Annotated in this window: 12 protein-coding genes; 6 read left to right on the top strand and 6 right to left on the bottom strand. The window is 49.3% G+C overall.

The genetic code is table 11. The features are described from left to right. Nucleotides 1–94: 94 nt before the first annotated feature. Complete coding sequence (locus R6H26_RS04445) at nt 95–1,462, bottom strand: IS4 family transposase (RefSeq protein ID WP_404783463.1); 1,368 nt, start codon at nt 1,460–1,462, stop codon at nt 95–97. A 244-nt stretch (nt 1,463–1,706) separates the two neighbouring features. Between R6H26_RS04445 and R6H26_RS04440 the strand changes: the two genes are divergently transcribed. Beyond that, on the top strand, nt 1,707–2,993 hold the full coding sequence (locus R6H26_RS04440) for a transposase (protein ID WP_404788692.1): 1,287 nt from the start codon (nt 1,707–1,709) through the stop codon (nt 2,991–2,993). A gap of 104 nt (nt 2,994–3,097) precedes the next feature. On the opposite strand, the gene R6H26_RS04435 is transcribed toward R6H26_RS04440, so the two are convergent. From R6H26_RS04435 to R6H26_RS04425, 3 genes are all read right to left on the bottom strand, one after another. Continuing rightward, the gene (locus tag R6H26_RS04435) at nt 3,098–3,358 is read right to left on the bottom strand and encodes a hypothetical protein (protein ID WP_404788690.1); all 261 of its coding nucleotides are present in this window, start codon (nt 3,356–3,358) and stop codon (nt 3,098–3,100) included. Nucleotides 3,359–3,414: 56 nt separating this feature from the next. Beyond that, nucleotides 3,415–3,732, bottom strand: coding sequence for a hypothetical protein (locus R6H26_RS04430; RefSeq protein ID WP_404788688.1), 318 nt, complete (start codon nt 3,730–3,732; stop codon nt 3,415–3,417). Between the two features lie 1,320 nt (nt 3,733–5,052). Next, complete coding sequence (locus R6H26_RS04425) at nt 5,053–6,540, bottom strand: RecQ family ATP-dependent DNA helicase (protein WP_404788686.1); 1,488 nt, start codon at nt 6,538–6,540, stop codon at nt 5,053–5,055. A 233-nt stretch (nt 6,541–6,773) separates the two neighbouring features. Between R6H26_RS04425 and R6H26_RS04420 the strand changes: the two genes are divergently transcribed. The 3 genes from R6H26_RS04420 to R6H26_RS04410 all read left to right on the top strand — a co-directional run bounded on the left by R6H26_RS04420 (nt 6,774) and on the right by R6H26_RS04410 (nt 11,586). Beyond that, nucleotides 6,774–7,961, top strand: a complete 1,188-nt coding sequence (locus tag R6H26_RS04420; protein WP_404788684.1) for an HhoA/HhoB/HtrA family serine endopeptidase — start codon at nt 6,774–6,776, stop codon at nt 7,959–7,961. Nucleotides 7,962–8,313: 352 nt separating this feature from the next. Next, nucleotides 8,314–8,475 (top strand): hypothetical protein, encoded by a 162-nt coding sequence (locus R6H26_RS04415; RefSeq protein WP_404788682.1) that lies wholly within the window; start codon nt 8,314–8,316, stop codon nt 8,473–8,475. Between the two features lie 120 nt (nt 8,476–8,595). Continuing rightward, the gene (locus R6H26_RS04410; protein ID WP_404788681.1) at nt 8,596–11,586 is read left to right on the top strand and encodes a response regulator; all 2,991 of its coding nucleotides are present in this window, start codon (nt 8,596–8,598) and stop codon (nt 11,584–11,586) included. A 189-nt stretch (nt 11,587–11,775) separates the two neighbouring features. On the opposite strand, the gene R6H26_RS04405 is transcribed toward R6H26_RS04410, so the two are convergent. After that, entirely contained in the window at nt 11,776–12,726 is a 951-nt protein-coding gene (locus R6H26_RS04405; RefSeq protein ID WP_404788680.1) for a spermidine synthase, read from the bottom strand. Nucleotides 12,727–12,953: 227 nt separating this feature from the next. Then, complete coding sequence (gene speD / locus R6H26_RS04400) at nt 12,954–13,454, bottom strand: adenosylmethionine decarboxylase (protein WP_404788678.1); 501 nt, start codon at nt 13,452–13,454, stop codon at nt 12,954–12,956. Between the two features lie 479 nt (nt 13,455–13,933). Here speD and R6H26_RS04395 point away from each other — a divergent pair, with 479 nt between their 5' ends. Further along, nucleotides 13,934–14,176, top strand: coding sequence for a type II toxin-antitoxin system HicB family antitoxin (locus tag R6H26_RS04395; RefSeq protein WP_404788677.1), 243 nt, complete (start codon nt 13,934–13,936; stop codon nt 14,174–14,176). 71 nt (nt 14,177–14,247) lie between these two features. After that, complete coding sequence (carA, locus tag R6H26_RS04390) at nt 14,248–15,411, top strand: glutamine-hydrolyzing carbamoyl-phosphate synthase small subunit (protein ID WP_404788675.1); 1,164 nt, start codon at nt 14,248–14,250, stop codon at nt 15,409–15,411. Nucleotides 15,412–15,494 lie beyond the last annotated feature (83 nt).

Raw genomic sequence — 15,494 nt, 5'->3', positions numbered from 1 at the left:
TCCTGCGCCTGCTGTATCTATTGCTTGTTGAAATGTTTTAACATATTTTTCTTTGGCAAGTATCCATACTACAATGCCACTGAAATAAGCTAAATCAATTTACTAGAGCAGCTTTGAGAACAGCACGAGGTTTATTCATTCGCGCAAATGGCTTTGGCCTACGTTTTAGCACTCTGGGTTCAGACCGAAAAACTCTCAAAGGCAGCAAGTCCTTTGCTACAACCTCCATTAGAACTCGATACAAATTTTGCTGTATCTTTTGCGTTGTAATTGCCAACAACCCTATTGTTTGTAGGAACTGCTGTCGAGTTCCCTGCAACGACAGTCGAGATAGGGCTTGTTCTGAGGATTGCGCTGTCTGGAGCATGACGGTTCGCAAGAGATTGTAGGCCAATAGATGTGCCCAGAGGTCTTTGCGCACCATTTGCGGGGTTTTGGCGCTGAGCATCTCCATACCCAAGGTGGTTTTGAGATGTCGTAAATTAACCTCAGCCGCCTGCCATCTCAGACCGTAGAGTTGACCTAACTGCTTGGCACTATAGCGTTTGGCATCGAGTAAAGTCGTGACAATAATGATTCGTAGGTCTCGAAAACCTGGACGACGGATTAGGATAGACACCTCGCGAACATCTAAAAACTTTGGCAACTGGCTAAAGTCTTCCTCACTCATGTGTTGAGGAGGTTTGGAAGGTTTATGCCATCGAACAGCATGGTCTCCAATACCCAGCTTCTGACCTCGACGAAAATCGCTATGACGGGCATGATGCTTACGAAACACCCCATCAGCGCCCTGGGCTTGGACTAAGGCCAGATCTGTAAAAGTTCCATAAGCTCGGTCGCCGAGCCCTACATCCCCAGGCACTAAGTCCGCATACAGCAGACGACTCAATTCCAGCTCACTGGTCTTAAAACAGCTCACGCAAGCCGACACAACCGCACCTGTCATTAAGGAGAAGACCACCACAAGCTTGGCGATGGGAAATCCACACCCTGGCTTTTGGTTACTGTGTTGAGGATAATCGGCTTGGTTGGCAGGCGTATCGCTCATCAGCACTGTGGTACCGTCATAGACCCGCACCCGAAGTCCACACCATTGTTCGGTCGAGGGAATCGTTTGTTCTAACGACTCCGCCGTATCGGGAATCAGACGCTGCAAGACGCTTTCGCTCAATCGTTGACGGGCTTTACTATAGGCTCCAGTATCAGGGGAGGGGCTGTCTCCGCCTGCCGCTCCCACCCAAGCCGTAATCCGTTTGACGGCATTGCTGAGGCTTTTATCCGGGTCTAAAACTTGAGACAGGAGTGCCCATAGCGTCACAATCGGCGTATACACACAGTTTCGATACTGAATATTTTCTTCTACTAAAATTTCTTCAATCCGCGACGCTGGCAATATCTTCAACCAAGGTAATCCAATACTCTGATTGAACTGCTGCTTGAGAATTTCGGCACGATTCAGCATAAGATAAGGAGGTATTATTTTGGTCTGTAAGGCTATGATGCTTCTAAATCATGCCTTGCAGATTTTTTTGTCTCCTTATTTCAGTGGCATTGATCCATACTACTTTCTTGCCAACTGATACCGCTGCATCTTTTTGTCGTCTGGCTCTATCTATTAAGCTTGTCAACGTTAGTGTCCTGAGTTTTTCGCCATAGAGGCCAAAGCGTGAAAAGGTCTGAGGATAAGAGATTCAGGCCAACAGAGAATGGATATCGTCGCACGCAAAGCCCAAATACTGCGGGTTCAAACCCAAAATCCATATCCAGAGTTGAACGAAGTCCTACAGGAAAAACTGAATACAGAGGTTCTGGGGGTTACGCAAAGCGTCTTAGAAGCAGCTCTGTGCGAAGAATTACAAGAGCATCTCAATCAGCTTGCGGGAGAACGACCTCGTCGGTCTGGCTACTTCAAGCGAGTCCTTGATAGCGAATACGGGCGCATCGAATCCTTGTCGGTACCCAAGCTGCGCCATGGGAACAGAGACCGAGACTGGCAAATCTTGGGGCGCTATCAACGGGGCCTTGGCAGTCTATTAAACTTTTGTCTAAGTCTGTATGTCATGGGCCTGTCCTTGCGAGACTTGCAAGAAGCGCTCTATCCATTACTCGGGGCTGTATTATCGGTCAATGCCATCAACCGAATCACAGAAGCCGCTCAACAGCAGATGAATCAACGGCGCACGGCAAAAATTACCACTGCTGTACCCATTTTGCTTGTCGATGGTGTTTGGGTGAGAATTCAATATGCAAGCGGGGAAACCTTTGAAGACCAAGCTGGACATGTGCGCGCCTTGCGTCAAGCCGAAGAACGGGTTGTTTTAGTGGCAATGGCCATTTATCCAGATGGCACTCGTGAAATCTTGCACTATGAGATTGCCGAGAGTGAATCTCAATTCGCCTGGGAGTCTTTTTTCAAGGGTTTACAGGAGCGTGGATTGAAGCTTGATGGGGTTGAGGTTGTCGTCAGTGATGGGACCAATGGATTGCCCGCTGTGCTCAAAGCCTGGGTACCTCAGGCCCAGCATCAACTGTGCATCACTCATAAAATCAGGGCAATGCTGCGTCATCTGGGCTATGAGAATTTATCCATCCAAGATGCGCAAGGTCAGACCCTAGACCTTCCAGAAGCAAAGAAGCTTCGCTATACCCAGATTAAGACTGACGCCTATGACATCTATAAAACCGATGATTGGATGGAAGCCATTGAGCGATTGGTGGTCTTTGTCGAGACTTGGCAGTCTGTTGAACCTAATGCCATCCGCTCCTTTTTGAGAGATATTGTTTTGACCTTTAATTTCTATGATTTGAACCCATCCTTATATCCACTCGTCCGAACCACTAATGCGCTCGAACGATTGTTTCGAGAGTTTAGGAACAAGTCCGATGAAATTGGTGCGTTCCCCAATGAAGACAGTTGTTTGACCATTTTCTTCTTGGTCTTACAGCGTGACCATACCAAGCATGACCGTCTCAAATCTGTGGCGAAAAACTAGGGACACTAACTGATTGCCAGATGATCTTCTCATTCACGCTCAAAAGGTTCTCGTGTTGTAATGACGTAACTGCCGTACCTCTCAATATAATGAACAGAGCACTATTATTGATCCTTACTTAGAAAATAGTTTTTCTTGAATTCTAATGCTTCAATTCCAAATTTCTCTTCAGCTACCTTTATTTCTTTTTCATATTTTTCTATTATTATTCTTATTTTTTCTTGTAATATAGAATCATCTTTGTTAGAAAGTGCACCAATCACCATTATCACTACAACAAAGAAGATTAACCCAAGAATTCCAATGCTGGCACCAGAGAAAGCAGCTATAACAATAACAATTACTCCAAGGAATATAATTCCCAAACATCCATATCCTTCATCTTTTTGATTGCTTGCAATAGATATGTTTTTTTGTCTTTCTATTTCTGAAATACTTTTTTTCTAGAGTCAAGCTTATTAGTAAATTCGTTTAAGGCTGTACGATCTCTTTTGCTAGATAAATCTAGTTTTATAGCAGTTAGATTTTGAATAAGTTCTAGAACATTGTATAATTCAGAAGGTTTCCAAGAAGTTCCACAATCAAGGCAAGCATTAACATTTCCGTATTCATCTGTCACAGATTCAATTGCATCTGTAATACCAAAAAATTCAACTCTATCCACAACATTTTTCCAGTCAATATTTGTTTTACTTTTAAGTTGAATATTATCAGAACCACAATTAGGGCAATTTGTCATAATTTCTTTTTTTAACTGACATCAAGTAACAGTATATGCCAACAATAAGGCGGAAAGTAATCGCCAATCATAACAACCCCTCAGCACCATTTGTAATGCTGAGGGATTTTCTTTTGATAACGTCACTTTATTAGAACTTTCAGAAATAATAAAGGTTTTGTTTTTGGCTTATGGAGATTTTATATCGGCTTCAAAAGGTAGAAGAGGGTTATCCATAACGTCCCATCTTACATTACCTTGCGAATCAATAGACAAAAGTTCTTCGTAACCTACATTAATTAATATGTTTTTGCTTTGCTGTATATTATACTAATCGGATAATTATATAATCTTTTGTCTATTGATCTAATGATATATTTTGCGCCTTTGTATAAAACTTTATCTCCAATTAAATAAACGTTAATTCTCTGGTTTTTAGATTTGTTGTTTGGGTCTTTGATTTCGTTATTAGCTATATTAATATTCACGTTTTTATGTTTTATAAAGTTTAGGTATGACGAGATTCTAAATTCAATCAAATTTATAACCTCCTCCCTATTATAACCACTGGTTCATTTTTTTGCGTACTTCAAATAAAGGTAACATTTCCGGGAGAATCAAAAAGGCCGGAACTCTTGCTATTTATAACAAAAGCACCTTAGCCTCTTGGGCAAAAGTGTTGACCTCCAACTTGGTGCATTAAACTATGCCAAATGGATTACTTACCCTGTTTTACATTACACGACACCTCAGCTCCATTTACTGTTCTCCAAACTCCAGATTCTCGAATAGGGCTAAGGTATCTACCTTTTTAAACAGTCTTTAGCACCTGATTCACACTCGTCTCCTATGACGGTCTGACCATCTTTATCTCTAATACTGCAAGAAATCTCAGAGCAGGTCATTTCTGCCCTACCAGTGCCAGATGACTCAGAAGAACTACCTGAGCATCCAGATGTAAGAAACATTACTGTTATAGCAGTAAAGGGAGTTATATATTTTTTAATCACGATCTTTTTACTTAAGGCACATCACTATTTAGCCCAGCCTGTAATCAAATCATTACAAAATCAAGAAAATAATTACAAAACTATATGCAATCTTGAGATTAATGTGCTGTTCAAAACAATTTTGATAAAAAAGTTGAATCACTAGATATTATTGGGTACCCTTAACTTAGCTCGACTATATACATTTACGCTGCGTAGATCAGGTCCGTGGTGTTAGAGTCCGAGGCAGGTAGAAATAGTCGAACCCCCGACAAAATTGGATGATCGCAGCCTTGCCTAAATCACAAGCTCAATATCAAATCTTTCTATTTTCCGAGTTTTTTAAAGAAAATCAGGGCTGACAGCGATCGCAGTGCCCGCACCTCAACCCCTGCGCCTCTCGCCCAAATCCGAATGCATCCAGCAAAAACCGCCAGCGACAGCCGCGCTCAGATAGATAGGCTTCCACAGACGCTTGCGGTTCGGCCTGAGACATCGCCGCCGCTTTGGGCTGAAACCGATAGTTAAAGGGATCGATCCAAACGAGTTGCCCTTGAGTCTGCAAAATTGCCAAGGCCAGTTCGGCTTGCGGCTCTTGCTTGAGGACATCCGGCAGGTAGCCCTCCTTGGGGAGCTGTTTTGCCAATGTTTGCGCCAACTGAGCCTGCGATCGCATCTGTCTTAGAAACCCTTCCCGTCGCTGGCGATCGGTCGGGTCCAGCAGTCCCGTCGGTTCGCTGGCAATCAAGAGCGTTTGGGAAGCCACTCCGTCTCGTCCCGCTCGCCCAATTTCCTGGAGGTATTCAGCCAGGGTTAGAGGCGGGTGAAAATGACATACCCACCGCACGTTACTTTTATCCACCCCCATCCCAAACGCAGAAGTGCAGATTACAAAAGGAAGTTCGCCTGAAAGCCACTGTTGCTCGATTTGACGGCGCAATTGGGGCGCGAGGCCCGCATGGTAAGCGGCAGCGCGAAGCCCCTGTTGCTGAAGCCATTCCACCAACTGCTCGCTATCGCGACGGCTGCGGGTGTAGACCAATCCCGTAGTTTGTCCCCGAGCGCGAACGAATTGCTGGAGGCGATCGCGGCGAGCAGCCGGAGTCCACACTCGCACGATCTGGAGGGAGAGGTTTTTGCGATACGGGCTGCTGCGAAAAACCTGCGGTTGCTTTAACCCCAGAACATTTCGGATGTCTTGCTGCGTCGCAGCATCTGCGGTGGCAGTGAAAGCGGCGATCGCGATCCGATCGGTCGGCGATCGATGCTGGAGCAGGCCAGGTCGCACGGTTCCCAATCGTCGATATACGGGACGGAAATGGCTGCCCCACTGAGCGATGCAATGGGCCTCATCGATGACGAGGGTTTGGACGCGCTGGGATAGAGGCGTCAGCCGCTGCCATAGGTTGACGCTCAGCAACGATTCTGGGGACAGATAAAGGAGCTTGACCTGTCCGTTCTCTAGCATCTGTAGGGTTTTCTGGCGCTGTCCTCGCGACTGTTCGCTGTGGAGTAAAGTCGCGGCACCGTGGCGGGCCTCGAGCGCCCGCACTTGATCTTCCATCAGCGCGACGAGGGGCGATACCACTAACGTCAATCCCTCCTGCAGCAACGCCGGGAGTTGAAAGCAAAGGGATTTGCCTGCACCCGTGGGCAACATAACCAAAGCATCTCGATGCTGTAAAAGCGACGTCGCAATTTCTCCTTGTAAAGGCCGAAATCGATCGTATCCCCAAAACTTTTGCAGTCCTGCTTGAGCCTGCTGCCATAGCTGTGACGGTCGATTTTCCGTCATATCTTCCTCTAGATTTGGAAACTTTTCGAAGGGCTCCCCCGTCATCGCTCAACATGTACCTCACACTGTCTAATGACGTTCGCCCTTTAGGATGGCATCGAGCAACCTATCGGAAAAAGAGCGTCATTTTCTAAACCCTTTAGAATATGACTAAGGTCTAAATAGCGCCATAAAAACCCAACCTATCTTTTAGGTGCTGTGGGTAAAAACTGCCCACAGGATGGCTTGTCTCTGTGAATGTCTTTCGACCTAACTTACCTCTATCACCGTTTACTGCCATGTCGCCTAAAGTCTCCATTCAGAAATCGGCTACCTATCTGTCTGTGCTTTTGGTTGGTTCTCTCGCAACGCTTATTGGAACTCAGATGGTTCCGGGTAAGCAACCCCTCTCCCCGCAACCCAGCGTCGCTCAATTAAATGCGCCTCCGGTGGGCCAAGGCGATCGCAATTTTATCGCGCGGGCTGTCGAGAAAGTCGGTCCTGCGGTCGTGCGGATCGATGCATCCCGAACCGTCAGGAGCCAGGTGCCTGCGGTATTTAACGACCCATTTTTTCGGCAGTTTTTTGGCGGAGAGATTCCCCAAAGCCGCACCCGCGTGGAGCGCGGTACGGGGTCGGGTTTTATTATTAGCAACGACGGGCTAATTTTAACCAACTCCCATGTCGTCAATGGGGCGGATTCGGTCACGGTACTGCTCAAGGATGGCCGTACCCTCAAAGGAAAGGTATTGGGTCAAGATAGCCTCACCGATGTTGCAGTGGTCAAGATTCAGGCCAGCAATCTACCCGTGGCCCAAGTGGGTGACTCCGATCGATTGCGCCCCGGCGAATGGGCGATCGCCATTGGCAATCCGTTGGGTCTCGACAATACCGTCACGGCAGGTATCGTCAGCGCCACCGGGCGCACCAGTGGGGATATTGGCGTCCCAGACAAGCGCGTGGGCTTTATCCAGACCGATGCGGCCATCAACCCTGGAAACTCCGGCGGACCGCTGCTGAATCAGTTCGGTCAGGTAATCGGGATGAATACTGCCATTATTGGCGGCGGCGCTCAGGGCTTGGGGTTTGCAATCCCCATCAAAACCGCCCAGCGGATCGCCAATCAGCTCATTGCGACGGGGAAAGTCAACCATCCCTTTCTGGGAATTCGGATGACGAATCTATCGCCCGAGTTAAAGCAGCGCATTAATGGCGACCCAAGCTCTAACCTGCGGGTGCAGGAAGACCGAGGCGTTTTGATTTTCCAGGTTCTTCCAAACTCGCCTGCTTCTAAGGTGGGCCTAAGAACGGGCGATGTGATCGTGCGCATTAACGGCCAAGAGATCACGAAAGCCAGCCAGGTTCAACAAAAGGTCGAAGAAACCTCCACCGGGCGATCGCTTCAGCTAGAAGTAAAGCGCAACGGCCAAACGCTTCCCATTGCCATCCAGCCAGAACCCATTCCAAGCCAATTAACCCAAAACTAGCGAGCTGTAAAACTTACCGTACGCACCGTCTCAGCCTGGGCTTCCTCTAGCTCGGGTTGGGTTCTTGCAGGGCTGAAGAGATGGATTTACCTAACAAGGTGAAAGTCATCCGCTTTATTGAATAGCTCTTTGAAAGACAATCGAGAAGGTTTAATACCAATTTTGCAAAATTACGCTACATATCCGATCCCCCCTAGCCCCCCTAGCTCTTTCAGAGCGGCTACGCCAAGAAAAAGGGGGGAATCTACTCATAGTCCCCCTTTTTAAGGGGGATTTAGGGGGATCTTGATGTGTAGCCACGACCAGTAGATTTGGTATAAGAACCCGTCTATAAAGAAGCTTTAAGCGGTGATTGATTGGCGAGCGCCACAATTCACTCCTCCCCCATCGCCTGCAAGAACTGCTCAGCTTGCTTTTGGAGCGATCGCCCATTCACTGTTGCTGCCGCGCCGCCATGATGCCCCTCCAGGCTGCACTCGACGATCGGTTTTTAGGTTTGGGATTTGTGCCTTAAAATACTCTTAGCTCTCCTTGGGACAAATTGAGTCTGCCCTAGAAAGCGCAATCCTCTAGCTTGTTCGTTTGGCACTGTTGCCATCCTGGTTAAACGTTCCCCTCCCCGGTGACACCTGTGATGAATCAGTCCACACACACTATCCTAATTGTGGATGACTGCCCAGAGGACTGCGAACTGTATCGGCGCTATTTGCTGCAAGATAAAACTCACACCTACACTTTCTTAGAAACCGAATCAGGGCAAGCAGGACTCGCACTCTGTCAGCAACATCAGCCCGATCTCATCTTGCTCGATTACCGCTTGCCCGACATGGATGGATTGGAATGGCTCACACAACTCTCTATCCAAACCGCATCCCCTCATTTACCTGTGATTATGGTAACTGGACAGGGCAATGAAGCACTCGCAGTCCAAGCGATCAAAGCAGGCGCACAGGATTACCTCGTCAAGGGTCAAATTACGCCAGAGCGGTTGCAACTGACAGTACATGAAACCCTTGAGCGCGTGCACTTACGTACCCAATTACAGCAACGTCTCAAACGCGAACAACTGGTGGCACAGATCGCAGGAGAAATTCACCGATCGCTGGATCTCAATTACATTCTTCAAACCACAACAACCCTAGTGCGGCAGTTTCTGCAAACCGATCGGGTGCTGATATTCCGCTTACAGTCCGAAGGCTGGGGAACTATCACCACCGAATCCGTGGGCGCAGAGTGGACTCCCCTGTTGTCCGCCAGTCTTTATGACCCCTGCTTCACTGGACAATCCCTGCAATCCTTCCGCCAGGGAGTCATTACCGCCAAATCAGATATTCACGATGGCAGCATCGATCCTTGTCATGCTGAGTTGCTGGCACGGTTGGAGGTGCGGGCAAATCTAGTCGTGCCGATTCTGCAAAACCAGCAGGTGTGGGGACTGCTGATTGCCCATCATTGTACTGCCCCGCGCCACTGGCAACCGTTCGACATTGAGTTAGTGCGAGAAGTGGCGACTCAGGTGGGCATTGCCGTGCAACAGGCAGAACTCTATCAGCAGGCACAGGATGAGCTATCTCAGCGTCGGCAAACTGAGGTGTTCCTGCAAGAGATGGGCAAAGATCTAGAGCAACAAGTGGCAGCGCGGACCGCTGAACTGTCCCAACTCACCCAGGACTTGCGGCAGAGCCTGGAAAAACTTCAAATTTCGGAAGCCCAATATCGATCGCTGTTTGAGTCCATCGACGAAGGCTTTTGCATCATTGAGGTTCTATTCGATCGAAAGCAAAAGCCCGTTGATTTTCGGTTTCTGCAAGTCAATCCAGCGTTCGAGCGACTGAGCACGATTCCAGATGCAGTGGGCAAACGGATGCGCGACATCGCACCCCAGCACGAAGACTATTGGTTCGAGAATTTCGGCAAGGTTGCTTTGACAGGGGAGTCGATGCGGTTCGAGAATTATGCGGCGGAACTGCAGCGCTGGTATGACGTGTTCGCCTTTTCCGTTGCCGATCCCGAATTGCACCATGTCGGCGTTCTATTCACCGAAACCACCGCTCGCAAGCAAGGGGAAATTCAACTGCGGGAAATAAGCGACGCCTTGAGCAATGCAGTAGAAGGCATCTCGCGCTTAGATCCGCAAGGACGCTACCTTTTCGTCAACGAAGCTTACGCCAAAGCAGTCGGCTATACGCCCGCAGAAATGATTGGCATGGATTGGCAAAGAACGATTCATCCAGACGATCTAGAAGCAGTCATCGCAGAGTATCAGCACATGCTGAACGCAGGCAAAGTAGAACTCGAAGCCAGAGGCATCCGCAAAGATGGGTCGATCTTTGACAAGCAACTGGTGATGATTGGTGCCTACGACGACCAACATCAGTTCATCGGGCATCACTGCTTCATGAAAGATATTACTGAAAAGAAACAGCTCGAAGCCCAGTTTCTGCGTGCCCAGCGTCTGGAAAGCATTGGCACCCTCGCTAGCGGCATTGCCCACGATCTCAACAACATCCTAACACCAGTGCTTGCGGCGGCACTACTGCTACCCCGTAGACTCGCACCTGTCGATCCTACCTCCCAGCAGTTACTAGAGATACTAGAGGGGAGTGCGAAACGGGGGAGAGATTTAGTGCAGCAAGTGCTGTCCTTTGCCCGCGGTCAGGATGAGCAACGGCATATCCTGCAAGTGGGTTATCTTCTGTCCGAGATGGGCAAAATTGCCCGCCAAACCTTTCCCAAATCGATCCAGGTACAGACTCAGGTGTCAACCCGTGACCTGTGGCTGATGCATGCCGATACGACGCAATTGCATCAGGTATTGATGAATCTGTGTGTGAATGCCCGCGATGCGATGCCCGACGGAGGCACGTTAACGATCGCCGCCGAAAATTGTGAGATCGACGAAACCTTTGCCCACAGGCATCTCGATGCCCAGATAGGTGCCTATGTCAAAATCACCATTGCTGATACGGGCACAGGCATTGCACCCGCAGCATTCGATCGCATCTTCGATCCCTTCTTCACTACCAAAGCGCAAGGTCAGGGGACGGGCTTAGGACTCCCGACGGTGCGAACAATTGTCAAAAATCATGGTGGATTTATAGCGATCGAGACTGCCCCTGGACAGGGCACGAGTTTTCAAGTGTACCTGCCTGCTTTACCGCCCGATGAAGACACGACTCGGCATCCTTCCCCTGAAACCGCATTACCGGAGCTTCTCAATGGGAACGGCGAACTTGTCCTAGTGGTCGATGATGAATCGGCAATTCGGCAAACCATCCAGGTGGTACTAGAAACGCATGGTTTCCGAGCGTTAGTCGCGCAAGATGGCATTGATGCGATCGCGCTCTATGCCCAATATCGATCGGAGATTGACCTCGTGCTACTGGATGTAATGATGCCCGCGATGGATGGGTTCAAACTGATCGAAACGCTTGCCAAATTCACGCCACCAGTACCCATCATTGCGATGAGTGGAGTCGCTTCGCATCAAAACAGCGTTCTCAGCCATACCCAAGTGCAAGCCTTTGTGGCAAAACCCTTCACAGCTGATGCGCTGCTGACGGCGATTCGCACCGTGCATACCTCCAACTCAGTTAAAACTCCCGTCGATCGAACCAGAACTTGATTGGGTCATAGATCGCAGGACGTAAGGGGAATTTGAATCTGGGGTTTGAGGTGCGGTGGAACGGAAAACCTTGTTATGCCAATTTTGCAAAATCACGCTACACATCCGATCCCCCCTAGTCCCCCAGCTCTTTCAGAGCGGCTACGCCAAGAAAAAGGGGGGCCTCAAATCGCATTTTCCAAAACAGCTTCAACGTTCTGCTTCCATCGAACCTCGTCCAAACGGTGTGGGCGGACTTTTGAGAGTATAGACCTCAGTCTCGGCTTCTACTAACTTGCGGATATGCAGCGGGACCTGAAGCATGCCCAATAAAGTCCGACCGTCCATCATGCGGAACCCGCCTGTAGTTTTTTCAGCAAGAATGCGATCGCTCTCTTCAGGATCGGGCGTCGCCGAAAATTCTTGGTTTGACGCAATGATATAAGACAATGGCAAACCATAGCTGGTGGCGTAGCACATTGCCGACTGAGCGTAGGGAAACACCGACTTAACCGTATTGGCAAGACGGGCGTGCATGTACAGTTCCGTCCAAAACAGCGGCCCAGAGTGCAGCATAAACATACCGTTGGGAGTCAAAATGCGACTGACCTGCTGATAGTGTTCCTGGGTAAATAGTGCAAAAGCAGGCCCAGATTCGATGGGATCTGATAAATCCGAAATCACCGCATCCCACTTTTCCGTCGTAGTATCGATATATTTTTGAGCGTCATCAATAATGACCTCAACGCGAGGATCTTCAAACGCACCCTGATGCATTTCAGGCAAAAGCTCCTTGCAGGCTTCCACCACCTCCCCATCAATATCCACCATCACAATGCGCTCCACACCCTGCCAGCGCAACACCTCGCGGATCGTTGCGCCCTCCGCTCCGCCCAGAATCAAAACCTTCTTGGGATCGCCGTGCACGATCAACGGCGGGTGCACTAAACCCTCGTGGTACAAAAACTCATCTTTCTCCGAAGACTGCCACTTCCCATCCAGCATCAGCGCTTTGCCAAAGGAGCCAGACTCAATAATGTACATATCCTGAAACTGGGTCTTGCGATAGGCCAACACCTTGGTCGCGCCGTGCATGTACATATCCCAAGGCGTAATGACCTCGGTCAACCACATATCTGCTTGAATGTCCGCACCCGCCATAATATTTAACCCCTCAAAACCATTAATTCACAGCAGAAAGCGACTGAGCCTAAAACTAAACTCAGTTTCCTTTATACCGCCTATCTGGACGATCCAAAAACAACCTAGAATACAACAGCCCCTAAACCGATGAGGCACAGGGATGCATAAAAGAAGGCGCTGACGCGAACGCGCGCGACAGAATCGCGTCAGACGGCTATCTATGGGAAGTAGTCAAATGCCTTAATTTAGACAGACGTACTTAAAACAAGCTCATCCACCATAGTGGAACTTTCACTCGAACAAAGAGTGAGGGAGGTTGGCGGTGGATTTCGGCGCAGCTTCTTCATCAAGTGTCGACCGGCCTGAAACGCCTTAACCATGTGTTTGCAGGCTTCTTCTGGATCGGTGTGATGGCCGCAGGTAAATACATCGAGCGCCGCGTAACCCACTTCAGGCCAAGTATGGATTGAAATGTGAGACTCGGATAACAAGGCCAGCGCCGTTATTCCCTGGGGCTCAAATTGATGTAAAACCTCGTTCAATAATGTTGCCTTTGCCTGCGTAGCCGCATCTCTCAAACTTTGACGCACGAAGTCGGCATCGTTCAGAAGCGTCTTGGAACAGTCGTACAACTCTAAAATGCAGTGGAAACCAACGGAGGCAGGAACCCGAACCAGCGGATCGTCGGACGAATCGACTGGAGTGAGGAACCTGTCCCCCAATTGGCCAGATAGCGATCTATACATGTCTATCCCCTTATTGGCCAGAAAGTACAAAAATTGCACACAAGAAACGATGATAACTGAAAAGTCAGGGACATGTCTCTAAAAAGACAAAAATCTTCCCAACGATTTTCAGATTCTTGATAATTATGCCCACTCACGATGAAATTTGAAACCCAATTGTGCAAAAAAGTTGAAGAGACCGATGCACGCATTAGGAGCCTCAAAACTAGCCTCAAGAAGCACTAGAGCGCGTTTGGTACGATCTTGAGGAAATTTTGAAGTGCTAGGAGAAAAACGAAGCTTTCCCACACGAGCGGGCGTAAGGGAAAGAAAAACAGCGCCAGCGACCAGGTAAAGAAAAGATTAAGTAGGCCCCGTTTGAGAGGGGGAAAAGACAATACGCACGCTTGGGGTGCGGGTGTAGCGCTCTGGGCAAACTCTATAGTGAAGGGAGATGCGCGCAGCAGTCGCAGTTTTCGAGCAGGTGTTTTAGGTCAGCTATGTTGTCAAATTATATTCGTGCGGTCATGGCTCACGCCCAATACCGAGAGACGCCTAAGGATGATTGCATCTATGGAGAAATCCCTGGATTCGAAGGGGTGTGTGCCAAAGCCGAGACGCTAGAGCTTTGTCGGCACGACCTATCAGAGGCGTTGGAGGAGTGGATTTTCTTTCGGATTTCGCGCAAGCTGCCCGTGCCTGAGGTCGATGGGGTGGAGTTGCGGGATAAGGATTTTCAATAGCCTGATTGCTGCGGGCGGGTTCGGAGCGTAGTAGGGTATTACAGGGTTTCGTTTTAACGGTTTGTAAGCCTATGCCTCGTATTTCTGCTCCTTCTGCTCTTTTGGTGTTGGCTGACGGCACCGCTTACCAAGGACGGTCTTTTGGGATGCCCGGCACTGCGATTGGCGAGGTGGTCTTTAACACGGGCATGACGGGCTATCAAGAGGTCCTGACCGACCCCAGCTACTGCGGTCAGCTCGTTACTTTTACCTATCCAGAGCTGGGCAATACGGGCGTCACGTCTGAAGATGAAGAATCGAGCCGTCCCCAAATCAAAGGGGCGATCGCCCGCAATATTTGCCTGGAGCCGAGCAATTGGCGATCGCAGCAGTCGCTGCCAGACTATCTTGCAGCTCATGGAATTCCCGGCATTTACGGGATCGACACGCGAGCGCTCACCCGCAAGCTGCGCTCCGCTGGAGCCATGAACGGTGCCATCTCCACGGAAATTCTAGATCCCGTGCAGCTCCACGAGTTGGTGCTCAAAGCCCCTGCAATGGAAGGGTTAAATTTAACCCAAGTCGTTACGACACCCGAACGTTACGAGTGGAGCGAACCCAGCCCAGAGTCCTGGGAATTTATGCCCGAGCGTCCCAACGCGGCTGAAGATCGAGCTAAGTTTTTAGTCGTTGCCATCGATTTCGGCATCAAGCGGAATATTTTGCGGCGTTTGGCGAGCTATGGCTGCCGCGTCATCGTGGTTCCCGCCGATACCTCCGCCGAAGCCATCTTGCAGCTCAACCCCGACGGCATTTTCCTGTCCAACGGTCCGGGGGATCCGGCAGCCGTTCGAGAAGGCATTGCCACTGCCCAAGCGCTGATCCAAACCCGCACCCCCATGTTTGGCATTTGTCTCGGCCATCAGCTCTTGGGGCTATCCTTAGGGGCGCAAACCTTTAAACTTAAATTCGGGCATCGCGGGCTCAACCAACCCGCCGGACTGGAGCAACAGGTCGAAATTACAAGCCAAAATCACGGATTTGCCATCGATGCCGATTCCTTAGGGGCGATCGCCGTTGAAGTCACCCACCTCAATCTGAACGACCGAACCATTGCCGGAATGCGCCATAAAACCCTGCCTCTGTTTTCCGTGCAGTACCACCCCGAAGCCAGCCCAGGCCCCCACGATGCAGACTACCTCTTTCGGCAGTTTGTCGAGGCAATGGAAGTTCATCGGAACCCGTCCAAGGTCTAGTAGACAAGGGCACTGAAAGACCCTATACTAATGCCTCATCTTTGAATTTGAACATTTTGTTTACAGCTTCGATAAGGAGGGGA

It is taken from the genome of Altericista sp. CCNU0014, from assembly GCF_044923475.1.
Taxonomy (GTDB): domain Bacteria; phylum Cyanobacteriota; class Cyanobacteriia; order Thermosynechococcales; family Thermosynechococcaceae; genus JAAURS01.
Note: the sequence above shows the minus strand (reverse complement) of the source record. Positions and strands in the feature narration are given on the sequence as shown.